Here is a 26,407-nt window from a genome sequence, read left to right as displayed (position 1 = left end):
TTTCGCTCCGCGCAAATCTTATTGTTATTGTGTGTTCAAAGTTAAACGTAGTTGTTCTACTACCTTTATTCTAAGTTAAATTAATGTAATTAGATTATTAATAAGACATTAGACCAGTTAAAGTTAACGTAAAGTTTCAATTTTCGCCACCTTAATTTGCAATAAATTCGATAACTTGGCTTTTTGCTATGTTAAAATAGCAAAAAATCTAATTGATGGTACTTTTATGCACACTTATAAAGCCGCAGAGAATGCGCTAAAAGACAAAGTAATTCTAATAACAGGTGCGGGTGATGGCATTGGTCGCGTAGCCGCATTAACTTATGCCAAGCATGGTGCCACTGTTATATTACTTGGTAAAACAACTAATAAACTCGAATGTGTCTATGATGAAATCGTGAACGCAGGCTACCCACAGCCGGCTATCGTGCCGATGGATTTAAAAGGTGCAACAAAACAAAACTACCGCGATTTAGCCGCAACTATAGAAATGCAGTTTGGCAAGTTAGATGGTTTATTAAACAATGCAGGTATTTTGGGTTCATTAGGGCCGCTTGAACATTTTTGTGTTTCTACCTTTGAAAACATTATGAAAGTGAATGTGACTGCGCAAGCCATGATCACTAAATTTATGTTTCCATTATTGCGAAAGTCACCAAGTGCATCTGTTATTTTTACATCCTCTGGTGTTGGTCGCAAAGGCCGTGAGCATTGGGGTGCATATGCAATCTCAAAATTTGCTGTTGAAGGCATGATGCAAACTTGGGCCTGTGAAGTGGGCAAAACCAATATTCGCGTGAACTGTATCAACCCTGGTGCAACTCGCACATCTATGCGTGCTTCTGCATACCCTGGTGAAGATAGAGATAAATTAGCAACGCCAGAAGATTTAATGCCAACTTATTTATACTTGATGAGCGACGACTCTAAAGAGGTGAACGGCCAATCTTTAGATGCTCAACAGAAGTAAGCTAATAGCTAGACACAAAAAAGCAGCTTTCGCTGCTTTTTTTAATCTTTAAGCCCACTAAATAAAGCGTTTGATAATAAAATCTACTTTTACACGCTTTGCCTGACCCAAAAGTTTCTTAACAGGCGCAGGATAATCATCCATTGTCTCTAAGTCTTGCGGGCCATTTAAACGACGACAGTGCTGCAAAATAGCGTGTTTTTCGTTTTCTATTTGCTCAAGAATATTTTGCTTCGGATCGTCAATTAAAATCCCGTTTTCGATATCTAAACCCCATGCTCGTGGATTCAAATTATGTCCACTAAGCAAATGTAAACGCTTATCTGAACAAATTCCTTTTAAATGGAAAGAGTTGCTTTCATGCTTCCATAGATAAACATTTAAATTGCCATTTGCGATGTGGCGCTTCTGAGACTTTAAAAATTTAAGTAGGATTGTTTCATATAAATAAGGGAGTGCACCAATCTTACTAAAAGGCTCACTAGGAGGCAGATAAAAATCGTTCGCAGTTTTATCACCTACCACAATTGTTACTTGCTTACCTTGTTTTAGTAATCGACGTAAAGAGCGCATTAATGGTGCTGGGAAATTAAAGTAAGGCGTATAAAGTACTAATTCTTCTTCCGTGGTATCAAATAATGACTTAATCAAACGATTTAGTTTATTACTTCGACGGCCTAAGCCTAAGAAAAGACGAACACCTAATTCACCCGCACTCGCCTCTGCTGCACTTTCATAACTTGCTGATTTAAGATCACGCATTAACTGCTTTTGCGCATTTTTAATATCGTTGAAGTTAACTAGAGGTCGCTTATCAATACGAGGAACAGCCTCAGAACTTAATAAGTGTGATTCAATAAACTCTACCACTGAGTTACACAAACCAGCCTGATGCACTAAAAAGTAGCGATCTAAACGATAACGGTCGTCCTGCTGCAAATAGACATTGTTAAGACTTGCACCGCTGTACAATAAAGTATCGTCAATCACAAAGCCTTTTAAATGTAACACGCCAAAAAGCTCTTTCGCTTTAACAGGAACACCATAAACCTTTACATTAGACTGGTATTTTTCCTGAAAGTCACAATACATACTGGCATTGCCATCAGATTTTGCAGCGCCAATTAAACCTCGCTGAGCGCGATGAAAATCAACCAGTACTTTTACCTCTAAATCTGGATTAGCTAATGAGGCTTCGTGTAATGCCGTTAAAATTTCTCGACCTGCTTCATCATCTTGAAGATACAAAGCAGTTATATAAATTCTTTTTGTCGCTGAACGAATTAAACGCAATAGTTCAATGCGATACTCTTTTGCATTGGTTAAGACCTGTAAGTCTTCCGTAGTCAGCCCGAATGCGGGCTTTTCCTGCCAAAATACCATAATTGCCTGTTCATTTATTTAGCTCATAACTAAAGCTAATATCAAAATTAGCTAAAACATACCAAAAAAATATTGCTTGGTCATGAATAAACGTACTTTGAAGGCATAACAATTGAGAAATAGTTCATTTAACAAGCAAAAAGAGCAGCTTAAATCATAATGAGTAAGGATTATTTGACAGCTTTGCGATTTACCAAAAAAAATAATCGAGCCTTTTGTTTACATCCGCCTTGTTTTTCTTAGAATCGGTCGCATAGACATCGTATTGAAACGTTTTTAGGAAAAACCATGAGTGACGCTAAACACTGTAAACTATTAATTTTGGGTTCTGGACCTGCGGGCTACACGGCGGCAGTTTATGCTGCACGTGCCAACCTTAACCCTGTTCTAATCACAGGAATTCAACAAGGTGGTCAATTAACAACAACGACCGAAGTTGAAAACTGGCCTGGTGATGCGCATGGCTTAACTGGCCCTGCATTAATGGAACGTATGAAAGAGCACGCTGAACGTTTCGAAACTGAAATTATCTTCGATCACATTAACAAAGTTGATGTTACTAAGCGCCCTTTCACTTTAACAGGTGATTCAGGCACATATACTTGTGATGCATTAATCATTGCAACAGGTGCGTCTGCTAAGTACTTAGGTTTAGAATCTGAAACAAACTTCCAAGGTCGTGGTGTCTCTGCTTGTGCAACCTGTGATGGTTTCTTCTATCGCGGTCAAAAAGTTGCTGTTGTTGGTGGTGGTAATACGGCAGTAGAAGAAGCTCTTTACTTATCTAACATCGCCGACGAAGTACACGTGATCCACCGTCGCGATAGCTTCCGTAGCGAGAAGATTCTGGCTGATCGTTTAAATGAAAAAGCGGCAAACGGTAATGTTGTTTTACATTACAATCGTACTTTAGATGAAGTTCTTGGTGATGAAATGGGTGTAACTGGCATCCGCATTAAAGCAACTGACTCAGAAGAGACCGAAAACCTTGACCTTGCTGGTGTATTCATCGCAATTGGCCATAAGCCAAACACTGACATGTTCGAAGGTCAGCTAGAAATGAAAGATGGCTACTTAGTAGTTGAATCAGGCTTAAACGGTAATGCGACACAAACAAGCGTACCAGGTGTATTCGCTGCAGGTGATGTGTGTGATCACATTTATCGTCAAGCAATCACATCAGCAGGTACAGGTTGTATGGCTGCCCTAGATGCTGAGCGCTTTTTAGATAATCTATAATCTATTGCTAAATACTAGCTTTGTAAGGGGTTGTCGAAGAACAGCCCCTTTTTTATGGCTAAAATTTTGCTAGAATCATAATAAATAACAACGATAATGCTGATATGATCAAGCAACTTTATCAGCTCTCACCCGAGAGTGTAGATTTCCCAAATCCTGAATATGCCCTCGATGAGCCTGATGGTTTATTAGCTATTGGCGGTGATTTATCAGTTAACCGCATTAAACATGCTTATAAAAATGGTATTTTCCCATGGTTTAGTGATTACGAACCAATTATGTGGTGGTCACCTAGCATGCGCGGTATTATTGAGTTAAATGAATTTCATGTCAGTCGTAGTTTAAAAAAGCACTTAAAACGTGCTCCGGTTCGAGTCACTGTTAATCACGCTTTTTCGCACGTTATCAATGCTTGCCGTGAGCAACGACTCGACGCCGAAGGAACGTGGATCACAGAGCAAATGATGCATGCTTATATCGAAGCACATCATCAAAATATTGCTCACAGTGTAGAGATATGGCAGGAAAACGAACTAGTTGCTGGTTTGTATGGCATCATGCAAAATGGTATATTTTGTGGTGAATCCATGTTTCATACCATCAGCAATGGTTCTAAACTTGCGATGTGGGCATTAGTTAACTGGCTAAAAAAACACCACGCCCATTTTATCGATTGTCAATTAGAAAACCCCTATTTGATCACTTTAGGCGCAAAAGTTATTCCACGTAGAGAATTTTTAACTAGACTTAAATTAGCCCATAGCTATATCCCCACAGCAAGTATGTGGCAACCGCAAGAGTTGATTGATATTTATGACTGAGCATTTACCCGCAAGACTAGGTTTAAGCCAACAATTTGATTGTAGTTATTTACCAAATCGCCAAGAACAACTATTGGTTATTCTTGATCCAAGTTGTTATGGCCCTGATAGGTTTGAGGAACTACTTGCTTTAGGGTTTAGACGAAGTGGTGATCAGATTTATCGTCCCCACTGCCCAAGTTGTAATGCTTGTAACTCAGTGCGGGTGCTTGCACAGCAATTTACTCCTTCAAAATCGCAAAAGCGTAAAATGAATAAAGCCAAAAAGCGCTTTACTGTTAGCTATAGTGATCATGAACGTGCTGAGTATTACCCACTGTACAGTAAGTACATCACGCAAAGACACCAAGATGGCTCTATGTATCCTCCCGAGCAAAATCAATACGCGAGCTTTTTATTTTGCAAATGGCTTCCTGTGACTTTTATTGAGTTGCGTGATGAGGATCGGTTAGTCGCAGTCGCGGTTACCGATTGTATGAAGAATTCACTTTCAGCTATTTATACTTTTTTTGACCCAGATTATGAACAATACAGTATCGGCAGTATTATGATCATGGAACAAATTGAGTTTGCAAAACAACAAGCAAAAGAATTTGTCTATTTGGGTTATCAAATCGATGAATGCAACAAAATGAAATATAAAACTCAATTTTTGCCGGCACAAAAGCATATTGGCGATCAGTGGTTGGCGATTTAATTGACAAATTTGAGCCCTGTAGCTTTACTTATTGCCGTATTTTCGGCAAAATCTGCAGCGTTTAACTATTAAAGAGGTGTTACGCTAAACATGGCGAAAGAAGACGTAATCGAAATGCAAGGTACGGTCCTTGATACTTTACCAAATACAATGTTCCGAGTTGAGCTAGAAAACGGTCACGTAGTTGTGGCTCATATCTCTGGTAAAATGCGCAAAAACTACATCCGCATTTTAACTGGCGACAAAGTAACCGTAGAAATGACTCCTTACGATTTATCGAAAGGTCGCATCGTATTCCGTGCTCGCTAAGTTAGTGCGATAACGAGAAATTTAGCTTTTTGCTGCTTTGAGTGAGCAGGTGTGTTTATTACAAAGAGCTAAAAGCGTTTGTTAAATGGTGTTAAAACTAACTTAGTTTTAATTCCATTTAATAAACAAAAAGCCCAGCAATTGCTGGGCTTTTTGTTTTCAGCTAAGAATCAACTTAAGCTGTTTCTAGGCTTGTCTCAAAGTCAAAGTGAATCTTTTTATCCTTCACCGAGACCTTAACCGAACCACCATCGGCTAATTCACCAAATAAGATTGCATTTGCCAGTGGCTTTTTAAGCTCATCTTGGATAACACGTGCCATCGGACGTGCCCCCATTGCCTTATCGTAGCCTTTATCTGCCAACCACTCTCTAGCTTTAGAGGTAAGCTCAAGATTAACTGACTTCTTATCAAGTTGCGCTTGTAATTCAACAATGAATTTATCAACCACTTGCAAGATAACCTCTTTCTCAAGGTGGTTAAACCAAATGATATTATCTAAACGGTTTCTAAACTCAGGCGAAAATACCTTGTTAATTTCACTCATCGCATCATGAGAGTGATCTTGCTCAGTAAACCCGATTGATTTACGAACAGTCTCTTGCACACCAGCATTAGTTGTCATAACCAGTACAACATTTCTGAAGTCTGCTTTACGGCCATTGTTATCGGTTAATGTGCCATGATCCATAACCTGCAGTAGAATGTTGTAAATATCGGAATGAGCTTTCTCAATTTCATCCAAAAGCACAACCGCATGCGGGTTTTTAATCACTGCTTCTGTCAGTAGGCCGCCTTGTTCAAAACCTACATAGCCAGGAGGCGCACCAATCAAACGGCTCACCGCATGACGCTCAACATACTCAGACATATCAAACCGTATAAACTCAACGCCCATGCACTTAGCAAGCTGCTTAGTAACCTCTGTTTTACCAACCCCTGTTGGGCCAGCAAACAAGAACGAGCCAATCGGTTTATCTTCATTGGCAAGACCAGAACGAGATAAGCGGATAGCAGATGTCAGTGCATCGATAGATTGGTCTTGACCAAACACCAGCATCTTTAAGTTGCGATCAAGATTTTTCAGCGTTTCTTTATCACTTGACGAAACACTTTGCTGCGGAATACGAGCCATTTTAGATACAATTAACTCAATATCTGCCACACCAATGGTTTTTTTACGTTTTGATGCTGGTTGCAAACGTTGATTTGCACCAGCTTCATCGATGACATCAATTGCCTTATCGGGTAAATGACGCTCATTAATGTACTTTGCACTTAACTCAGCAGCCGCTTTAAGCGCTTTTTGCGTGTAACGAATACCATGATGCTCTTCGTAACGTTCTTTTAAGCCGTTAAGAATTTTTGTGGTATCAGCCACGCTTGGTTCAAGCACATCAATCTTTTGAAAACGACGTACTAAAGCACGGTCTTTTTCAAAGATATTTTTAAACTCGTTATAGGTTGTAGAACCCATACAGCGAAGCTTACCGCTTGAAAGCAGCGGTTTAATAAGGTTTGATGCATCCATTACCCCACCCGATGCAGCACCTGCACCAATGATAGTGTGGATTTCATCAATGAATAAAATTGAGCCAGGTTTTGCTTGTAGCTCTTTCAATAGTGATTTGAAACGTTTTTCAAAATCACCCCGGTATTTAGTACCGGCAAGCAACGCCCCCATATCAAGTGAATAAACCACCGCGTCAGCGATGACTTCTGGCACTTCTTTATTGACAATGCGATAAGCAAGGCCTTCGGCAATCGCTGTTTTACCAACCCCTGCTTCACCAACCAGTAGTGGGTTATTTTTCTTACGACGGCATAATACCTGAACCGTTCTTTCAACTTCGTTATCGCGGCCTACCAATGGGTCGATGTTACCGTCGATAGCTTGTTGGTTAAGGTTCGTTGTAAAGTTTTCGAGTTTTGTTGGTTCTTCACCCTGCACTTCTTGCACTTCTTCATGGATATCATCATGGTCTTCACCACCAAGATCGTCATCAGTTTTAGAAATACCATGCGAAATGAAATTCACAATATCCAAACGGTTAATGTCGGCTTTTTTCAGTAAATAAACCGCTTGGCTTTCTTGCTCAGAAAAAATAGCAACCAGCACATTCACGCCAGTAACTTCATTTTTGCCTGATGATTGCACATGAAATACAGCGCGCTGTAATACTCGCTGAAAACCTAATGTTGGCTGTGTTTCTCTGTCTTCTTCAAGATCAGGAATCACAGGCGTAGTTTCATCAATGAATTCTGATAATTCAACTTTTAATGCGCCCATATCAACACCACAGGCGTTTAGCGCTTCTCCAGCAGAAGGGTTATCGAGCAGCGCAAGTAAAAGATGCTCGACGGTCATAAATTCATGCCGACGCGTTCTCGCTTCGCGAAACGCCGCATTCAGAGTTAGTTCTAAGTCTTTGTTTAGCATTGGCAACCCCTTACTGAGATAATATTTTATATACCGTTGTGACGGGTTAATCGGTTCACCCTACCTTGGTATTTATTCCTGCTCACAACTACAAAGCAGTGGATGCTCGTTATCTCGTGCGTAACGATTAACTTGCTCAGCTTTGGTATGGGCTACATCGGCACTGTAAACACCGCATATTGCTTTACCGTTATGATGAACTTGAAGCATCACATCTGTTGCTCTATCGCTATCCATATTAAAAAACGTCATAAGTACTTCTATCACAAAGTCCATAGGCGTGTAATCATCATTGTTTAAAATGACTTTATATTTTCGCGGCGGCTGCAATTTTTGCTTTTCACTATCGCGAACTGTATCAATAACACCAGAATCTTTCATACCACTCATAATAAATATAGTCTTGTCTTTAGAACTCAAGCAAACTTGAATAAAAAAATAAATAAATAGTTAAAAAATAGCCCAAAACACTTGACTGATTGGCCAAATAAACTACAGTCAAAGATAGATTGATTAATCATTAGTCAGTCTAGCAAATTACACGGTTTAGAATAACTAAATTAGTCAACTTATAGAAGGATGTAGAAGTATGGCTTGTGGAAAAGTCAAATGGTTCAACAATGCCAAAGGTTTTGGTTTTATCGTAGAAGACGGCAGCGAGACTGATATATTCGCTCATTACTCAACGATTGTAATGGACGGTTATAAAACACTTAAAGCTGGTCAAGATGTAACATTCGAATTGCAACAAGGTCCTAAAGGGTTACACGCAACGAATATTGCGCCTAACGATGAGATCTCTTAGGTGAACCTATTCGAGTACCAAGCGAGCGACCTTGTTAAGATCCTCGCTTACTTCCCTATCTCCCACTGATTTTTATTTTCAACTTGAAATTCCATTTCTTTACCCCAATAGTTTAATTGTTATTAGCCCTTTAGAGCCAAGCTTGTTACACTCTTGTTGCTTAAATTTAGCTTTTTCGTCATTTTGACGTAAGGCTTTTGGCTAATTTCAAAGCTAGCTTATTTGAGCTATAAGAATTTTATGCCTTTTTGCATAATTAAAAGATCTATTTTGCAAATTGGTATTACAGTCTGTCAGCTGTGGTTATTTTGATACTCTGTATTAAGTTGCAACAGCTAACAGACTGCTTGCTGTCGTTATATCGAAATACTTATATTTAAGACTTGATATACCATAGCAGTATAATTGCATTGTTGAATATGGCTAATTAAGGGTTACTGTTAGCGCAGTTACAATCAAACATTACGCCAACTATCTAGGAATGATGATGACATCAAAAATTATCTATACTAAAACAGATGAAGCGCCAGCTCTTGCTACGTATTCATTGTTACCAATCATCCAAGCGTACACAAACGCTGCAGGTGTTGAAGTTGAAACTCGCGATATTTCATTAGCGGGACGTGTAATTGCCAACTTCCCTGAGTATTTAACTGAAGAACAACGAATTGATGATGCACTTGCTGAATTAGGTGATATGGCTAAAACACCTGAAGCTAACATTATCAAACTACCAAACATCAGTGCGTCTATTCCTCAGTTACGTGCTGTAATTAAAGAGTTGCAAGCTAAAGGCTACGCTTTACCTGATTATCCATCAGAGCCGAAAACTGATGAAGAAAAGAAAATCAAAGCAACTTACGACAAAATCAAAGGTTCTGCTGTAAACCCGGTTCTTCGTGAAGGTAACTCTGACCGTCGTGCACCTGGTTCAGTTAAAGAATACGCTCGAAACAATCCACACTCAATGGGTGCGTGGAGCAAAGATTCTCAATCTTACGTTGCAAGCATGGAAGAAGGTGACTTCTTCGGTTCTGAGCAATCAGTAACGGTAGCTGAAGCAACTGACGTGCGTATCGAACATGTTGCTGAAAACGGCGATATTACGGTTCTTAAAGCAAGCACGCCACTATTAGCTGGCGAAGTTATTGATGCTTCTTGTATGAGTGCCGCTAAACTTCAAGCTTTCCTTGCTAAAGAAATTCAAGCTGCGAAAGACAAAGGCGTGTTGTTCTCGTTACATATGAAAGCAACCATGATGAAAGTGTCTGATCCAATCATCTTCGGTCATGCTGTAAAAGTATTCTTCAAAGACGTATTTACAAAACACGCTGATCTTTTCAAAGAACTAGATGTTGACGTAAACAACGGCTTTGGCGATGTATTCTCAAAAATCGAAAGCCTAGACGCAGCTAAAAAAGCTGAAATCGAAGCTGATATCCAAGCTGTATACGACAACAACCCTGCTATTGCTATGGTTGATTCTGACCGTGGTATCACAAACCTTCACGTTCCAAGCGATGTAATCATCGATGCATCAATGCCTGCTGCAATTCGTTCTAGCGGTCAAATGTGGAACAGCGAAGGCAAATTACAAGACACAAGCTTTGTAATTCCAGATCGTTGTTACTCAGGTGTTTACCAAGCAACTATCGATTTCTGTAAAGAAAACGGTGCATTCGATCCAACAACAATGGGTAGCGTACCTAACGTTGGTCTTATGGCGCAAAAAGCTGAAGAGTACGGTTCACACGACAAAACGTTTGAAGTTACAGCAGCTGGTAAAATCCGTGTAGTAGACACAGCAGGCACAACATTACTTGAGCATGCTGTTGAGCAAGGCGATATCTGGCGTATGTGTCAGGTAAAAGATGCACCAATTCAAGATTGGGTTAAACTTGCTGTTAACCGCGCTCGCGCAACTAACACACCGGCAGTTTTCTGGTTAGACGAAAACCGTGCACACGATGCTGAATTAATCAAAAAAGTAAACGCGTATCTGCCACAACATGATACTGATGGTCTTGAGATCCATATTTTAGCACCGATTGAAGCGACTAAATTCTCATTAGAGCGCATCAAAGAAGGTAAAGACACAATTTCAGTAACTGGTAACGTTTTACGTGACTACCTAACTGACTTATTCCCGATTCTTGAGCTTGGTACAAGTGCTAAAATGCTTTCAATCGTACCACTTATGAATGGTGGTGGTTTATTCGAAACAGGTGCAGGTGGTTCAGCGCCTAAGCACGTTCAACAATTCGAAAAAGAAAACCACTTACGTTGGGATTCTTTAGGTGAGTTCTTGGCGCTTGCAGCTTCTTTAGAGCATCTAGCGGTTAATACAGGTAACAAGAAAGCTCAAGTACTTGCTGATACACTAGACAAAGCTACAGGTACTTTCTTAGCTGAAAACAAATCACCTTCACGTAAAGTGAAAGAGATTGATAACCGTGGTTCGCACTTCTTCCTTTCATTATTCTGGGCACAAGAACTTGCTGCACAAAATGATGACGCGGAATTAAAAGCGCAATTCACGCAAATCGCTACTGATTTAGAAGCTCAAAAAGAGCAAATCATCACTGAGTTGAACGATGCACAAGGTTCAGCAATGGATGTGGGTGGTTATTTCCAACCAAATGATGAGCTTGCATTCAAAGCAATGCGCCCAAGCACAACATTTAACGATATTTTAGCAAAATTAGTGTAATTCGTTAGAACTCGCTAATCTTCTAAAAAATAAGAGAGTTATCTCGATTGCTGAGGCTCTATGAGCCTTAGCAAAAGAGCAACTCTCTTTTTTATACCAATTCGCTTAATTAAACCGTCTACTTTGATGCAAAAAACTGGCTGATAACAAAACACAAACTTCGTTATCTACTTGTTCTCGAAAATTGCCTCAACATTGTGCTAATTACTACATCCATACAGTCATAAATAAGTAATTTTTAAAGCTGTTAAAAAGCTTTAATCTCTTAAATGATTAAGCATGACTGCCAACTGATATTATTCCTTCCACCTAGTCAGCTGTTCATAAACCACAACATATAACAATGGCTTCGATTCAGTTTTAACTTATAACTAAGCGTTTGCTGTTTTCGCCTTTTTGTTTTTAGCCATACATTTAGCGCGTTTAATGGCAGATTTTTTTGATGCTTTCTTTTGCGCTATCTTGAGCACTATGGCCTCTTTTAGTTGCTTTTTAGCTGCTTTAAGACGTTTTTGAGCATTCTTAGCAAGACTTTCAGCTTCGTTTGCTTTATCAACGGCTGCTTGGGCTTGTTCAGCAGCCTCTTTTGCAATCGCAGCGGTTCTTTGTACTTCTTTTTTACTTTTAGCGAGGCTCTTCTCTAACTTTGCTAGGCGCTCGTCATACATTGGATCTGTAATTTCCATTTCACTCTCCTAATCTTAACGTTGAGATATTTTTGTTGGTTCACCAACAATTAATGGGTCAACTTGATCAACAATTTCATGGTCTTTGCCTGGATAATCTAAACAACTTAAAAAGTGACGCATGCAGTTAATACGACCACGTTTTTTGTCATCAGAACGAATTTGAGTCCACGGTGCGTCTTTAGTATGGGTATGAAACATCATGGCGTCTTTTGCTGCACTGTAGTCATGCCATTTGGCTAATGATGCCATATCAACCGGGCTCAGTTTCCATTGCTTTAGAGGATCGTTTTGGCGTGATTTAAAGCGTCTAAATTGCTCTTCTCTACTCACAGAAAACCAATATTTAAATAATTTAATACCACTGTTAACTAACATGCGTTCAAGCTGAGGTGTTTGCCGCATAAATTCGAGGTATTCTTGGTCTTCACAAAACCTCATGACCTTCTCTACGCCAGCGCGATTATACCAAGAACGGTCAAACAAAATTATTTCTCCCTTTGCAGGTAGATGATTGATATAACGTTGAAAATACCATTGATCACGTTCACGGGTAGTGGGTTTTTCAAGTGCTACAACATGCGCCCCACGCGGATTTAAGTGCTCCATAAAGCGCTTTATTGTTCCACCCTTTCCTGCTGCGTCACGGCCTTCAAATAAAATAACAATTTGTTGGTTAGTCTCTTTCACCCAACCTTGCATTTTTAATAGCTCAATTTGAAGTTCATGTTTATGGCGCTCATACTCTACAACGTCCATTTTACGCTTGTATGGATATAGGCCATCAGCATTCCATTTTAAATTTGGGTTCTTTACATTTAAGTCAAATACAACATCCTGTTTAGTTTTTCCCTTACTTACTTTTGTAGGCTTAATTAATACTGATTCGACGTTTACTGTCTGCATGGCAACTCCTTTTTAGTAAATATTTACGTACCTTCATTAAGAACTGTATATTTTTACTTTATGCCAGTTGCAGCATTATTTATTGATCTACATCTATTATTTATCGATATAGAAAAACCTTAAAAATATTTAATTTAGTTATTTTTTACTAACAACACCAAGGAGTATATTTAATAATTTTTAGTTAGTTTTAAATTAGCAAACAAAATTACTAACATTAAATATGTCAAGAACATAAGTAATTAATAAATAATAATTAAATTTCACACCTTAAGATCTTTTATTGTAAGAAAACTACCTAAATTAGTTGAAGCTATATTTTTTTACTCATTATTTTTATCTTACCTAACTTAAAACCAACAAAATAAGAGTAGTAAAGAAAATAAAAATAGAGAAGATAGTATTAGAACAATACTTGTTGATGAAAGGGTTAATTAAATATAAAAGCAAGCTAAAATAAATGAGGGAGCATAAAAAGCTCCCTCATATAGCACACTTTACATACGCACAGGGCATGTTGTTGATGCAGTTATTTAACAATCCATGGGGTTGCGCTGATCAACCGAGCACTTGTTTGCAGTTTTGTTTGATTGTCTTGCCAATCATCAGTCACCATTATTGCACAACGGCTTTGCTTGCAATTATCAGCCTCTGATATTGCCACATTTTCATCCGCAAATTTAAGCACAACTCCCTGTTGCTCTGGCAACAAAAACCACATTAATTTACTGACGAAGAATCCTGATAAATCAGATAGCAATTCATCAAACTCTTCATTTAACTTATAAAGGTTTGCTTTTGTCAGTGCAAAGTCACTCAGGTTGGTTGCTTCAATTTGTAGCTTTAATTGGCAATCATGCTGAGGATTCTCAGGTTGTACGACAATTACCGCCTTATCTGTATCGAGTTGTTTATCAAACGGTAGCAACAACTGGGCTTGATCTGTATAGGTAAGATCAAATTCTTGTTGTTCTGTTATTATTTTCCCTGACTTAATTTTGCATACATCATTTGTAGCAATGTCAGATAAATAAAAGTTTACTTGCGCGTACTGAAAGTCACCTTTGTTAACCACTTTAAGGCGGTCATAAAAGCCATCGTATGCAACAACAAACTCGCCTGCGGTTGCTGATCCTACAGAAGCACCTAAGGTAGCGGCAAACACTACCGCCTTGAAACATGACATAACTTTATTCATCAAAATATGCTCTGTTTTGATTTATCATTGTGTTTAACTCTTCAATGTAAGCTTCTCGTCGCTCAGAATAAGATAACAAGCCCTGCGTTAAAACTGTGGCTTCAATAGGCTTTTGTTGACGGCGTAAATCTGCTCTGATTGAACGTAAATCTTTGTATGCCGCATGAGTATTAATGTTTTTAAAGTAAGAGCTTACAGCAGCTCTTACAGACTTAAAAGCCGTTACTTCATGGGCAGCTTCATCAGCACGACGGCGTGGTACCATACCGCAACCTTTTTTGTAGCACCACTGACCAAAAAAGTTAAGGCCAATTCGCGCAAATCGCGATGTTCCCCAAGCCGATTCATTCGCAGCCTGCATCAAAGCAAGTTCTTTTGGAATAATATCAACACGGCGTAATGCCTGGGATAGTGACAGTACATCAATCGTCGTCGGCAGCTTATAACTGGTAAGGATTTTCTTTATATCTGATTTTTGTTTAACTGTTAAAGGCTCATTATATTCCAGCATCATGCGAGCTATTTCTAATGTTGCTCTTTGCTGCAAAATTTTCTTATTTTCAGCCTCAACATGCGGGCGTATAAAATCAAAAAATGCATGTTTCTTCTCTTTTACATCACTGAACGCAGCAAAATCAGGGAGTTTAACATTATGTAATGGCTTCTCTTTTTTTATAGTTTTCTGGCTGCCCTTGCTAGTTGCAAGGTCTTGTGAAGATACGTCAACATCACTTTCATTATCTATAAAAGGTGACAACAGTGCCCAAGTAAAAAAGGCAGCTAGTAAAATTTGAAAAACGTATTTAAGCATGTATTCTCTCAAGTAAACTACTACTCATGTGCGGTAACATCACACACATACAAAGGCGGAGTATATCAAACAAGCCAATCTTTGGCGAATTCGGTGCTATTTTTTTCACCTCAATCGTATTTAAAAAGTCTCATAATACATTCAATATACTCGCAATTTTCAAGCGGTTGCGTATACTTTCATTAACTCAGTCGCGAAACCATAGGCTTTTTTATTATGTGCCAACCTTGGCAAGCACGAATTATAGATCAACAAAAATATCGTCCCAATGACAACCGCTCACCATGGCAAGTTGACCGCTCTCGAATAATCCATGCCGCTGCTTTCAGACGTTTACAAGCAAAGACTCAAATTATGGGTATTGGCTTAAACGACTTTTACCGTACTCGCCTAACCCACTCTCTTGAAGTTGCACAAATCGGCAGTGGTTTGCTGCGCCATTTAAAAAAACAGCACCCTGAATTTGAACACTTCCCGAGTGGCAGCTTGCTCGAAACCTTATGTCTTGCTCACGACATTGGCCATCCACCTTTTGGTCATGGTGGTGAAATAGCTTTAAACTACATGATGCGCGAGCATGGTGGATTTGAAGGCAATGCGCAAACTTTACGCATTGTTTCTAAACTTGAACCCTACAGCAACGGTTATGGTATGAACCTAACGCGCCGGACTTTGTTGGGATTTATCAAGTACCCTGCGTTTATTGATGATGTATGGCATACCATCCCACCATTATCTGATACGCGAAGTTTCATAAAAGCCGATCACTGGCGACCGGCTAAAGGGCTTTACAAAGATGATAACGATGTTTTTAATTGGATTATTGCGCCGCTATCACAAAATGACAAAGCATTATTGACTAGCCACTACAAGGTGGATGAGTTTAGGTCTAAAACTCATTATAAGTCTATTGACTCTGCAATAATGGAATTGGCAGATGATATTGCCTATGCAGTTCATGACCTAGAAGATGCGATTGCCACTGAAGTACTAACGTTTGCTGATTGGCAAAACCATGCACTTATTCAGTTACAAGAACTCAATTCACCTTGGTTAACAACTCATTTAAGTGCAATTACCGCAAGGCTTTTCTCACATCATGAATATGAACGCAAAGACGCCATTGGTGAGTTAGTAAATACATTTATTATCCATGCCTCTTTAGAGGTACAAAATAACGAATTCGAATCAGAGATTTTACAATATACTGTTAGCCTGCCTGATGAGTTTTCAAAAATACTCAATGTGCTCAAACAATTTGTATTCAAGCGTTTAATTCGTGAACCTAAAATGCAACAGGTTGAATTTAAAGGTCAAAACCTGCTTATAGAATTATTTAGCGCTTTTGCTAGCGACCCGATGCGTTTATTACCAGAAACAACTCAAGAGATGTGGTTAAACGCACACAACAATAACGGTAATGCAATGCGGGTGATCTGTGATTACTTATCAGGTATGAGTGACGAGTATGCATATAAAACCTATCAACGATTATTTTTACCCTCAGCCTAACTATTTTTTGAACAGCTAAATATTATGTTCTAAAATTAAGTAGGTTATTTTAGCAAATAACCTACTAATTCTTTATGGATTTTAGCCAATCTGCTTACCTTATGGGCAGCTTGAGACACGAATACTTTGATGAGCTTTGTAGGTATTCCTGCTCAATTTGACCCTAAAGTAATGTGGGCTGGTTTTATTAAACATGGATTGAAATAATGCTCAAAAAACACCTGCTTCTTGGTTTATTAGTTGCTAGCCCATTTACAGGCTATGCGGCAGAATCACTTCCTGATCCACTACTTGAAGAACGCGGCATAATCATAAAAGATGCCACTCATTTTGATTGGATCCGACTTAACTCTGGTGAATGGCTCAAAGGTGAGCTCGTTTCAATGTACGATAAGGAGCTCGAATTCGATAGCGACGTACTCGATACCCTGATGATCGACCGCGAAGATATCTACATGATTATTTCTGAACGTCATCACACAGTTCGTTTTAATGATGGTGAAGAACTCAGCGGCACACTAAATATATCGGGTGGTTATGTAAAAGTAGGTGATGCTCCTGCTAAGTATCGTTATCGTGATTTAGTCTCTATCGCTCCGTCAATTGATAGTGAGCTTAGTGCTTGGACAGTAAAAATATCATTGGGCGCCGACCTATCTCGAGGTAATACTGATCAAACTGAATATTCAGCCAGAGCCGATATCAAACGCAGAACAGCGTCGAGTCGCTTTTTAGCTGAGTTTTTAGGGTATCGCACCACCAGCGATGAGCAAGTCACTAAAAATAACATACGAGCAAATGGAACCTTCGACTGGTTTTATACGCAAAAAATGTATTTTCGCCCTATTTTCTTTGAATACTATCGTGACCCATTTCAAAACATTGCCAATAAATACACTGTAGGTGCTGGTGTAGGTTATTACGTAATGGATACCGACAAAATTGAGTGGGACTTTTCAACAGGTCCTGCTTATCAAAAAACAGAGTTTGATACCGTTGCAAATGGTGAAGATAAATCAAATTCTTCAATGTCTTATTTTGTTGGCACTAATTACGAACTGGAAGTAACCAAAAATATCGATTTTAGTTTTAACTATCGATATTTGACGGCTAGTGAAGACACTGGTGGCGATTCACAGTATGCAATGGCAAGCTTTGAAATAGACGTTACTGATGACATTGATTTTGATATTTCATTAGTCTGGGATTATCTATCCGACCCGATAGCCGATGAAAATGGTGTAGTCCCCGAAAAAGAAGATTACAAAATGATTTTCGCACTGGGTATAGATTTATAGCAATTGCTATAAAAACGCCGAGCTTAAGCTCGGCGTTTTTATTTTATTTGAGTAAATATTATCTTATAGCGATTTAACACCCATGTTGTATAAGGTAAAGCCATAAATATCAGCGTATTGATCAATAATTTTACTGGTTGGTGTTCCTGCACCATGACCTGCATTTGTTTCAATACGAATTAGATACGGATTTTGTTTCGCACCTTTTTCTTGTAGCTCAGCCGCAAACTTAAATGAATGCGCAGGCACAACACGGTCGTCATGATCCCCTGTTGTCACTAACGTTGCAGGGTAGCTAACACCTTCTTTAACATTGTGAACTGGCGAGTAGCCTTTTAAGTACTCGAACATTTCTTTACTTTGCTCACTGGTGCCGTAGTCATACGCCCAACCAGCACCGGCAGTAAAGGTGTGATAACGCAACATATCTAATACACCTACAGCAGGCAGTGCTACTTTAAATAGCTCAGGGCGCTGCGTCATAACCGCACCAACTAATAAGCCACCATTAGAGCCACCACGTACCGCTAGGTAATCAGGTGAGCTGAATTGTTTTTCGTTAAGGTATTCTGCAGCAGCAATAAAATCGTCAAAAACATTTTGCTTTTTAAGCTGTGTACCATTTACGTGCCACTCTTTACCGTATTCACCACCACCACGAATATTAGCAACAGCATACACGCCACCATGCTCAAGCCAAGCGGCAACAGTTGGGCTATAGCTTGGTGTTAAACTTACATTAAAACCACCATAGCCATATAAAATTGTTGGATTTTTACCGTTAAGCTCAGTGCCTTTTTTATATGAAATTATCATCGGAACTTTAGTGCCATCTTTTGATGTGTAGAACACTTGTTCAGATGTGTATTGTTCACTATTAAATTGAGCGCCCGACTTGCGATATACATCAGACTGGCCAGAATCAACATTAAATGAATAAATGTTACCTGGTGTGGTGTAATTGGTAAATGAATAATAAAGCGTTTCAGCGTCGTGCTTACCGCTAAAGCCATATGCGGTGCCCACACCCGGTAAACGAATGTCACGCACTAGTTTACCTGACTTATCGTACTGTTTTACTTGCGAAATCGCATCAACCATATACTTAGCAAAGAAATAGTCACCGCCTTTTGAAATACTAAGTACATGGTCAGTTTCAGGAATTAAATCTTGCCAATTTTCTGGGCTTGGATCAGCGGCATCAACTGTCACTACACGCATATTTGGCGCATTTAAGTTAGTCACTAAATACAGTTTCGAGCCATCATTATCAATAATTGATGTATCTGAATCTGTGTTATCTAGAATGGTTACTAACTTGCTGTCAGGCTTAGTTAAATCTTTGATAAACAGTTTATTACCTGATGTTGAAGTACTTGCAGCAATTATTAGGTATCGATTATCACGCGTGACCTCAGCGCCAATATAACGATGTTTCTGTGCTTCTGTACCACCATAGACTAATTGGTCGTCAGCCTGTGCTGTGCCTAACTTATGATAATAGACCTTATGTTGATCTGTTTTTGCCGACAGCTCACTCCCTTTTGGCTTATCGTAGCTTGAATAATAAAAGCCATCGTTACCAAACCACGAAATACCGCTAAACTTAACATCGACTAATGCCTCTTCAATAGGCTGTTTAGTCGCTGTATCAATAACGATAATTTTACGCCAGTCACTACCACCTTCAGAAATTTGATAAGCAGCTAAACTTCCATCTTCAGTAAAAGTTAAGCCCGACATTGAGGTTGTGCCATCGGCGCTAAAAGTATTTGGATCTAAAAACACTTCAGCTTCAGAGTCACCTTTTTTACGGTAAACCACATACTGATTTTGCAAGCCATCGTTTTTATAAAAGTAAGTGTACTCACCCTCTTTAAATGGCGCTGTGACTTTTTCATAGTTCATCAGCTTTTCAAGTGTGGTTTTAAGCTCATCGCGATAAGGAATATTTTTAAGATAAGAAAAGGTAACGTCATTTTCGGCTTTTACCCACTGCGCCGTTTCTTCGCTCATGTCGTCTTCTAGCCAACGATACGGATCGGCTACTTTCTGGCCGAAGTACTCATCAACAACATTGCCTTTTTTCGTTTCTGGATAATTCACAGCAGCTTTAACCTCTGCAGTTTTTATAGTTTGTTCTGTTTTTGTTGGGGTAGATTCACTACACCCCGTCAGTGCAATAACAATTGCACAAGCAAGCGCTTTTTTAATCATAATAATTTTACTTTTTAGTTATTGTTAACAAAATGAAAGTAAAGTTAATACAAAAGAATGTCTAGTTATTTGCGGTCAAACACAGGAAGCGCTGTAAACCAATGTAAAAACAAAAAACCACGCAATAGCGTGGCCTTTAATTTTTCGCAATAGTAAACACTGTTTGCGTAATTATACTTTTGTTAACCAGCCATGAGTATCTGCTGATTTGCCCCATTGAATATCATTCAATGCTTGGCGTAATTTAGCGACTTTTTCACCTGGTTCACCCGACCCTACTTTAAACTCTTGGTCGTTATGAATAAGCGTGCCAACCGACGTCAGTACCGCAGCGGTACCCGATAATGCAGCTTCAGTGCCCGGCTTAGCAGCTCTTTCAAGCAACTCAGACACAGTAAAGTTACGCTCAGATACAGTCATACCTAAATCTTTCGCAATCGTTAAAATACTATTACGGGTCACACCGTGTAAGAATGTGCTATCAAGTGCTTTTGTGATGATTTCATCACCATCGATTAGAATAAAGTTCGCAGCACCGGTTTCTTGAACATCGCCACCTGGGCAGAATAAAATTTGGTCAGCTTTATGCTCAGAGCGAGCTTGTAAGATTGGACCTAATGCACTTGCATAGTTACCACCACTTTTAACCATACCCATGTGAGGTGCACAGCGCATGCCGTCTTCTTCAAGTAATACACGCAGTGCAGTAGCACCACCTGCAAAGTAATCACCCACTGGCGAAAGCAATACATAAAGCAAGGAACTCATTGACGGTGCAGCGGCTTTACCAATTGCGGCTTCTGTACCAATGTGAGTTGGGCGAATATACATAGACCCCGGCGGTGCTGGTGTTTCGTCTGCATACTCTTTAACAATGTCTTTGATCATTTGCTCAAGCATGCTTTCGTCAAAGTCAGGTAAGTTTAGTAATTTAGAGCTTTGCTTCATACGAGCAATGTTAGCATCCATACGAAAGATATAGACCGAGCCATCTTCGTGACGAAACGCTTTTAATCCTTCAAAACAGGTGCTTGAGTAATGTAATACGTGTGCACCCGCATGTAATTCGATTTTATCAGATGGGACCAGCGCGCTTTCACTCCATGAGTTATCAGCAAAACGTGCTTGGATCATTTGTGGCATAAATACAGTACCAAATGCGGCCATTGTTGTTCTCTCTTGTTTGGACTACTTTTGCCCCATTGTATGCTAATCCATCCCTGTTTAACCATAGCAAACTAGTGCCTTTTCTCGATAAAAACGATAAAAAAACGTTCACCTGGTATAAAAAATGCGCAACTCATGTGCGCATTGTTTAATGATAATTATTTATACGCTTACTAAGCGAAATTACCTGTAGTTCATTTTTGCTGTGAGGCGATTAAAAAAGCCCGGGAAAAAACGCTTTATAGTCGGTGCTAAACCACTTATTCCTTCACCAATCACAACTTCATCTTTCTCGGCTTCAATGGCTTTAATCATTTTTGCAGCCGCTTTTGCCACATCCATGCCGTTTTCGATTGATTCTTCGGGTTTATTTTGTGGCTTACCTTGGCCATCTAGCGAGTTATGGGCAATTGCAGTTTTAATTGAACCTGGGCAAATGGTTAAACATTTTATATTTTTGTCGGCTAACTCTGCTCTTAAGCAATCCATAAAACCCACTACCGCGTATTTAGAACCCGAATAACCTGTTCTGAACTTTGAACCGACTTTACCCGCTACACTGCTAATTGAAACGACCATGCCCATACCCTGTTCAACCATTTGCGGTACTACCGCTTTGGTTAAAGCTATTAAACCAAAGTAGTTTACTTCCATCAGTTGGCGATACACAGTGAATTCATTTTCTAAAAATAAACTGCGCTGCGACACTCCACCGTTATTGATAAGCACATCAATGCGGCCAATTCGCTCAATCACTGCGGGCATATCTTCAAGTAAGGCTTCAGGTTTTGCCAAATCTAGCGCAACCACATGATGATTGCCACCGAGCCTTGTATTTAGAGCGTTGAGTTTTTCTTCATTACGAGCAGACAATATCAGCACTGCGCCCTTTGCAGCTAATTGCTCACAAAGTGCTTCACCAATTCCAGAAGATGCCCCAGTTACCCAAACTGTTTTACCATTTAATTGCATATGTGTTCCTTTTTATTGTTGTTATGCTTTGTTAGGGCCTGCATGTTGTTCGATATGTTCAGCAATATCTTTATAAAAACCAAGCATAATCAAAAACTCTGCTAATACAAATAACGGCCCTATGACCAAACCAATTAAATCATCAACAAAGGCTGGCTTTTTACCTTCAAAATAATGGCCAACAAACTGAAATACCCAACCTACAACAAAACTACCAATACTTACCGCTAGCCATAATTCCACGTCAAGTGACACCACGGGCTCAGCGGCAATGCTCAACAAACTTAAGCATACAGTCATAATTAACCCCATTGATAAACTTAGCATCAAGTAATAAAGACAGCTAAGTACAATCACCACGGTTGCCAAGGAGATAAAAGCAGGCTCTGAAATAAGCGTGACTCGTTTCAATAAACAAATAATCGCAAATACAATTAATGGGATGCCAATAAAATGGGTGTAAATATTACGCTTAGAGCGGTGATAAAGAGCGTAATTTGTCAGTTGTTGTTTTAATGTTTTCATTATTTTTCCTGCCAAAATTGTGTTCAAAATTCAGATTAGCAGAAAATTCACCGTCAAGAATGTCAACTAACCGACATTTTAAAATGGCTATATTAAACTTACACATCAAACCAACGCATCGATGACCTTGCCTTTTTCAGCTTCTGGCTGCATATCCATGCGTTCACGTCCTTTTTGATATTCTTCATCAAGCATTCCTTGCAGTTCATTCATTTTTTCTTGCAGTGCTTTGGTGTCGGCACCTTGTTGCTGCATTTGTTCGGCAAGCTTTTCTATTTGCGCTTTTATTTCATCAATTTTCTCTTTATCAACCCCGAGTCGCTGATAAACCAAGGCTTCTTGCGCTTGTGCTAAAAAAGAACTGGGCTCAGACTGCTTTTGTAAAAGTTGCTGTGCTGAAGATGCAGGCGTATGCATGGCCTTCACATCATCGAGGCGAGTTGTTTGCGACAGCCTAGCAGCAGCCGAAACCTGATATGGGTTATATTGATTATGAAATGTAATTGCCACAAGTTGTCTTCCGTTTAAGCTTGATTACAACTTTGTAGCAATTTTAGTTCCAAACTAGCATTGAGATTGTAATTTTTCGATGTCAATTACTTCAATTGATTGATATTTAAGATTAATAATTGAATCAGCTTGTAGGGATTGTAATATTTGATTAATGGTTTGCCGTGTTAAATAGGTCATATCGGCAAGTTGTTGCTGGGTAAGCGGCAAACAGCTTTGGAGTGACGACTGATAAAGCATACATAACCGCTTACTCACCTTTTGCTTGGCCGTGAGGAGTGCGTGATCTTCCAAGGAGTCAAACAGGCTTCGCACTTTATCGGTAAGCAACAGCCCAAAATCATGCCAATAAGCGGGATGCTCTTGTAATAACTGAGTTAATGCCCGCTCAGGCACGTGTAGTAGCCGTACCGCAGTTTGTGCATACACATCGTGGGTGCGTCGACCGCCATCAAACAAAGCAACTTCACCAAACCACATAGCACTGGTTACAAAACTAAGCACCGCTTCTTTGCCTTGGCTATTAACCCCAGAAACTCTAAGCACGCCATTAATAACACAATACAGACCGGTATTTTCATCACCACGCAAAAACAATGCATCACCTGCCTTTAAGGTGATTAATTTAGCATTTTTAACTAGCTTGTCTTTAAATAATTGTGTGCGATTTTTAAACCATTTGTCTTGGTTAATTACCGAAAGGTCTTGTTCATTCAAGTGGTTATACTTTACATTGATGTAGTGCATATATCCAAGCCATCTCAAAATGCAGAATTCAGCGTTTCACAGGTGCTTAATATCAAGGCGTTACTTTGCAAGAATGGCATTCCCTTTTAAGAAGTAACAACGATGAGAGTAAGTGCCTGTGAAGCGCCCAAAGGGTTGGTTTAAAAGCGATTTATACTGCGTTAATGGTTTTAACAATAGAACATCTATTACTTCTAATCAATGCTTTACCTAAATCGCTTTTAATTCCAACTGAAACTAGTATTTTGAGATTGTTTGGATATCTAAATAATAAAAGGATACGGGATGTTAAACAAACTACTTTCGACCAGCCTACTTCTCAGTGCGATTTCGACCCCTGCATTTGCTAGTGATATTAATACTGAACTTAAGTCTGCCAATAAAAGCGTCAGCGAAAAGGTCATTAAATGGCGCCGTCATTTACACCAATATCCAGAGCTTAGTAACCGTGAGTTTGAAACAGCCAAATACGTGGCTAAGCATTTACGTTCATTAGGCCTTGAGGTTCAAACAGGTGTAGCTCATACCGGTGTGGTTGCCAAACTTAAAGGGGGCAAAAAAGGTCCGCTTATTGCGCTACGTGCTGATATGGATGCACTCCCTGTTAAAGAGCAAGTAGACTTACCTTTCGCGTCAACGCAAACAACAGAGTACAAAGGCAATACCGTTGGCGTAATGCATGCCTGTGGTCATGATAACCATGTGGCTATTTTAATGGCGGCCGCTGAGTCTTTAGTAAAAATTAAAGATCAACTAGCAGGTGATATTCTGTTTATTTTTCAACCTGCTGAAGAAGGTGCACCTGATGGCGAAGAAGGTGGTGCTGAGCTTATGCTTAAAGAAGGCTTATTTAAAGAAAAGCCAGAAGCCGTGTTTGGTTTACACGTAACCAGCTCACTTAATACCGGACAAATTGGTTATCGTGAAGGGCCGCTAATGGCCAGCGCCGACAAGTTTACAATCACAGTAAAAGGCCGCCAAACTCACGGCTCACGTCCTTGGAATGGGGTTGACCCAATTGTAGCTTCATCACAAATTATTATGGCAACACAAACCATCGCTTCTCGCCAAGTTGATGTGACCAAAGCGCCTTCTGTGGTTTCATTTGGTGCCATTAATGGCGGTGTGCGTAACAACATCATCCCTGATGAAGTTGAAATGGTGGGCACAATTCGTACCTTTGACCAAGAAATGCGTGCTGACATAAAAAAACGTTTAGCTAAAACCGCTGAGATGGTAGCTGAATCAGGTGGCGCAGAAGCACATGTTCACATTGACCATGGTTACCCAGTAACAGTGAACGATGTTGAATTAACCAAGAAAATGACACCAACACTTGCTGGTGTAGTTGGTAAAGAAAACCTGATTACAACACCACTTATCACAGGTGCCGAAGACTTTAGTTACTACGCCTTAGAAACACCAGGCATGTTCTTTTTCTTAGGTGTCACACCAAAAGGTCAAGATGCAGTTACAGCACCTAGTAACCACTCACCACACTTTTTTGCAGACGAAAAAGCTTTACAGCTTGGCGTAAATGCAATGACGCAATTAGTGGTTGATTACCTAAAATAATAATAATTTTCTTACCGGCGGGTGACATCACTACCCGCCCTATTTTCTTAGCTGTTCAGCATCAATAAAGTTCATTTTGCTAGGGTTTAGTTACTATAAACAGGTAAGGAAGCCCCATGACATCAGAATACTTTCATTTTTTAAGCATTATCGGTGTAGCGTTTTTTGCTATTTCTGGCACTTTGCTGGGCCATGAAAAAAGTGTCGGTGGTTTTGGTGTGGTGGTGGTTGCCACAGTCACAGCTCTGGGTGGTGGCACACTTCGAGACATATTGCTTAACAAACCAGTATTTTGGATAGCTCAGCCCGATTATTTGTACGCAACTTATATAGCCATATTCGCCTCTATCTTATCTATTCGTCACTTACCCGATTTAAGTAACACCACTATGCTATTAATGGATGCCGTGGGGATGGCTATTTTCAATATTATTGGTATCGAAAAGGCATTGATTGGCGGCGCAGATATGATTGTTGCCATCACCATGGGTATGACCACGGGTATTTTTGGCGGCCTGATGCGTGATGTGATCTGCCGAGAAGTGCCTCTGGTAATGGGCGAAGAACTCTATTCAACCGCTTGCTTATCTGGCGGGTTAACTTATGCGGCTTTATTCACCCTTGAGGTGAGTTATATTTGGTGCATTATTGGCGCATTTGCTGTGACGGTATGTTTAAGATTAGGCGCCATACACTTTGGCTGGCAACCTAATCTGTTTCGTAAAAGCAGCTTTAAACGCTCTTAGCAGGTCATATAAATACAGCCATCGAGTGGCATGTCCGCTGGATACTGGGTTTGTATAAAACCCAGTTTTTCATAGGCTGTTTTAGCAAGGGTATTGTGGCTATACACAAACAACGACAAGCTATCGCACTGCAACTGCTGTTTGCCCTGCTCTCCTAGTAAGT

Annotated in this window: 23 protein-coding genes and 1 pseudogene; 11 read left to right on the top strand and 13 right to left on the bottom strand. The window is 39.7% G+C overall.

Annotated elements, in window-relative coordinates; all coding sequences use genetic code 11:
- Window positions 1-226 precede the first annotated feature (226 nt).
- Window positions 227-970 (top strand): YciK family oxidoreductase, encoded by a 744-nt coding sequence (locus NH454_RS04950; RefSeq protein WP_135924973.1) that lies wholly within the window; start codon window positions 227-229, stop codon window positions 968-970.
- Window positions 971-1,027: 57 nt separating this feature from the next.
- Here the strand turns inward: NH454_RS04950 and pssA are convergent, their stop codons facing one another.
- Entirely contained in the window at window positions 1,028-2,353 is a 1,326-nt protein-coding gene (gene pssA, locus NH454_RS04945; protein WP_138558710.1) for a CDP-diacylglycerol--serine O-phosphatidyltransferase, read from the bottom strand.
- A 288-nt stretch (window positions 2,354-2,641) separates the two neighbouring features.
- Between pssA and trxB the strand changes: the two genes are divergently transcribed.
- From trxB to infA, 4 genes are all read left to right on the top strand, one after another.
- Window positions 2,642-3,592, top strand: a complete 951-nt coding sequence (gene trxB, locus NH454_RS04940; protein WP_135924978.1) for a thioredoxin-disulfide reductase — start codon at window positions 2,642-2,644, stop codon at window positions 3,590-3,592.
- 104 nt (window positions 3,593-3,696) lie between these two features.
- The gene (aat, locus tag NH454_RS04935) at window positions 3,697-4,413 is read left to right on the top strand and encodes a leucyl/phenylalanyl-tRNA--protein transferase (RefSeq protein ID WP_135924981.1); all 717 of its coding nucleotides are present in this window, start codon (window positions 3,697-3,699) and stop codon (window positions 4,411-4,413) included.
- Window positions 4,406-5,110: an arginyltransferase gene (locus tag NH454_RS04930; protein WP_135924983.1), complete on the top strand. Its 705-nt coding sequence runs from the start codon at window positions 4,406-4,408 to the stop codon at window positions 5,108-5,110. The genes aat and NH454_RS04930 overlap by 8 nt, the downstream gene beginning before the upstream one ends.
- A 90-nt stretch (window positions 5,111-5,200) precedes the next feature.
- Entirely contained in the window at window positions 5,201-5,419 is a 219-nt protein-coding gene (gene infA, locus NH454_RS04925; RefSeq protein ID WP_002962494.1) for a translation initiation factor IF-1, read from the top strand.
- 175 nt (window positions 5,420-5,594) lie between these two features.
- Here infA and clpA read toward each other — a convergent pair whose 3' ends face one another.
- Together clpA and clpS are read right to left on the bottom strand one after the other, a co-directional pair.
- A complete protein-coding gene (gene clpA, locus NH454_RS04920; RefSeq protein WP_135924985.1) occupies window positions 5,595-7,859 on the bottom strand; it encodes an ATP-dependent Clp protease ATP-binding subunit ClpA in 2,265 nt (754 codons plus the stop codon).
- Between the two features lie 72 nt (window positions 7,860-7,931).
- Complete coding sequence (gene clpS, locus NH454_RS04915; protein ID WP_171040478.1) at window positions 7,932-8,240, bottom strand: ATP-dependent Clp protease adapter ClpS; 309 nt, start codon at window positions 8,238-8,240, stop codon at window positions 7,932-7,934.
- A gap of 208 nt (window positions 8,241-8,448) precedes the next feature.
- Here clpS and cspD point away from each other — a divergent pair, with 208 nt between their 5' ends.
- Both cspD and NH454_RS04905 read left to right on the top strand, forming a co-directional pair.
- The gene (gene cspD / locus NH454_RS04910; RefSeq protein ID WP_036968098.1) at window positions 8,449-8,664 is read left to right on the top strand and encodes a cold shock domain-containing protein CspD; all 216 of its coding nucleotides are present in this window, start codon (window positions 8,449-8,451) and stop codon (window positions 8,662-8,664) included.
- Between the two features lie 487 nt (window positions 8,665-9,151).
- On the top strand, window positions 9,152-11,374 hold the full coding sequence (locus NH454_RS04905) for an NADP-dependent isocitrate dehydrogenase (protein WP_199526362.1): 2,223 nt from the start codon (window positions 9,152-9,154) through the stop codon (window positions 11,372-11,374).
- A gap of 371 nt (window positions 11,375-11,745) precedes the next feature.
- Here NH454_RS04905 and NH454_RS04900 read toward each other — a convergent pair whose 3' ends face one another.
- The 4 genes from NH454_RS04900 to NH454_RS04885 form a co-directional block, all read right to left on the bottom strand.
- Window positions 11,746-12,060 carry a hypothetical protein gene (locus tag NH454_RS04900; RefSeq protein ID WP_253038378.1) on the bottom strand — a complete coding sequence of 105 codons (315 nt, stop codon included), beginning with the start codon at window positions 12,058-12,060 and terminating at the stop codon, window positions 11,746-11,748.
- 15 nt (window positions 12,061-12,075) lie between these two features.
- Window positions 12,076-12,966 (bottom strand): polyphosphate kinase 2, encoded by an 891-nt coding sequence (gene ppk2 / locus NH454_RS04895; protein ID WP_253038377.1) that lies wholly within the window; start codon window positions 12,964-12,966, stop codon window positions 12,076-12,078.
- Between the two features lie 529 nt (window positions 12,967-13,495).
- Window positions 13,496-14,164, bottom strand: a complete 669-nt coding sequence (locus NH454_RS04890; protein WP_253038376.1) for a DUF2987 domain-containing protein — start codon at window positions 14,162-14,164, stop codon at window positions 13,496-13,498.
- Window positions 14,157-14,975 carry a glucosaminidase domain-containing protein gene (locus NH454_RS04885; protein WP_253038375.1) on the bottom strand — a complete coding sequence of 273 codons (819 nt, stop codon included), beginning with the start codon at window positions 14,973-14,975 and terminating at the stop codon, window positions 14,157-14,159. Before NH454_RS04885 ends, NH454_RS04890 begins: the two co-directional genes overlap by 8 nt.
- A 216-nt stretch (window positions 14,976-15,191) precedes the next feature.
- Here NH454_RS04885 and NH454_RS04880 point away from each other — a divergent pair, with 216 nt between their 5' ends.
- Together NH454_RS04880 and NH454_RS04875 are read left to right on the top strand one after the other, a co-directional pair.
- Window positions 15,192-16,487: an anti-phage deoxyguanosine triphosphatase gene (locus NH454_RS04880; RefSeq protein WP_135925001.1), complete on the top strand. Its 1,296-nt coding sequence runs from the start codon at window positions 15,192-15,194 to the stop codon at window positions 16,485-16,487.
- A 206-nt stretch (window positions 16,488-16,693) separates the two neighbouring features.
- Complete coding sequence (locus tag NH454_RS04875) at window positions 16,694-17,785, top strand: DUF481 domain-containing protein (protein WP_235382469.1); 1,092 nt, start codon at window positions 16,694-16,696, stop codon at window positions 17,783-17,785.
- A 63-nt stretch (window positions 17,786-17,848) separates the two neighbouring features.
- Here NH454_RS04875 and NH454_RS04870 read toward each other — a convergent pair whose 3' ends face one another.
- From NH454_RS04870 to NH454_RS04845, 6 genes and pseudogenes are all read right to left on the bottom strand, one after another.
- Entirely contained in the window at window positions 17,849-20,002 is a 2,154-nt protein-coding gene (locus tag NH454_RS04870) for a prolyl oligopeptidase family serine peptidase (RefSeq protein WP_253038374.1), read from the bottom strand.
- A 171-nt stretch (window positions 20,003-20,173) separates the two neighbouring features.
- A pseudogene (locus NH454_RS04865) lies at window positions 20,174-21,175 on the bottom strand (branched-chain amino acid aminotransferase); the annotation flags it as partial.
- A gap of 177 nt (window positions 21,176-21,352) precedes the next feature.
- Complete coding sequence (locus NH454_RS04860; protein ID WP_138557155.1) at window positions 21,353-22,141, bottom strand: SDR family oxidoreductase; 789 nt, start codon at window positions 22,139-22,141, stop codon at window positions 21,353-21,355.
- 21 nt (window positions 22,142-22,162) lie between these two features.
- Window positions 22,163-22,666: an Mpo1-like protein gene (locus tag NH454_RS04855; RefSeq protein WP_253038373.1), complete on the bottom strand. Its 504-nt coding sequence runs from the start codon at window positions 22,664-22,666 to the stop codon at window positions 22,163-22,165.
- Window positions 22,667-22,771: 105 nt separating this feature from the next.
- Window positions 22,772-23,176 (bottom strand): hypothetical protein, encoded by a 405-nt coding sequence (locus tag NH454_RS04850; protein ID WP_253038372.1) that lies wholly within the window; start codon window positions 23,174-23,176, stop codon window positions 22,772-22,774.
- A gap of 54 nt (window positions 23,177-23,230) precedes the next feature.
- Window positions 23,231-23,923, bottom strand: coding sequence for a Crp/Fnr family transcriptional regulator (locus tag NH454_RS04845; protein ID WP_253038371.1), 693 nt, complete (start codon window positions 23,921-23,923; stop codon window positions 23,231-23,233).
- Window positions 23,924-24,208: 285 nt separating this feature from the next.
- Here NH454_RS04845 and NH454_RS04840 point away from each other — a divergent pair, with 285 nt between their 5' ends.
- On the top strand, window positions 24,209-25,498 hold the full coding sequence (locus NH454_RS04840) for an amidohydrolase (RefSeq protein WP_253038370.1): 1,290 nt from the start codon (window positions 24,209-24,211) through the stop codon (window positions 25,496-25,498).
- Between the two features lie 116 nt (window positions 25,499-25,614).
- Complete coding sequence (locus tag NH454_RS04835; protein WP_253038369.1) at window positions 25,615-26,244, top strand: trimeric intracellular cation channel family protein; 630 nt, start codon at window positions 25,615-25,617, stop codon at window positions 26,242-26,244.
- Window positions 26,245-26,407: the final 163 nt, after the last annotated feature.

It is taken from the genome of Pseudoalteromonas sp. Ps84H-4 (assembly GCF_024124645.1).
Classification (GTDB): Bacteria; Pseudomonadota; Gammaproteobacteria; order Enterobacterales; family Alteromonadaceae; genus Pseudoalteromonas; species Pseudoalteromonas lipolytica_C.
This window is presented reverse-complemented; position numbering and strand designations above follow the sequence as displayed.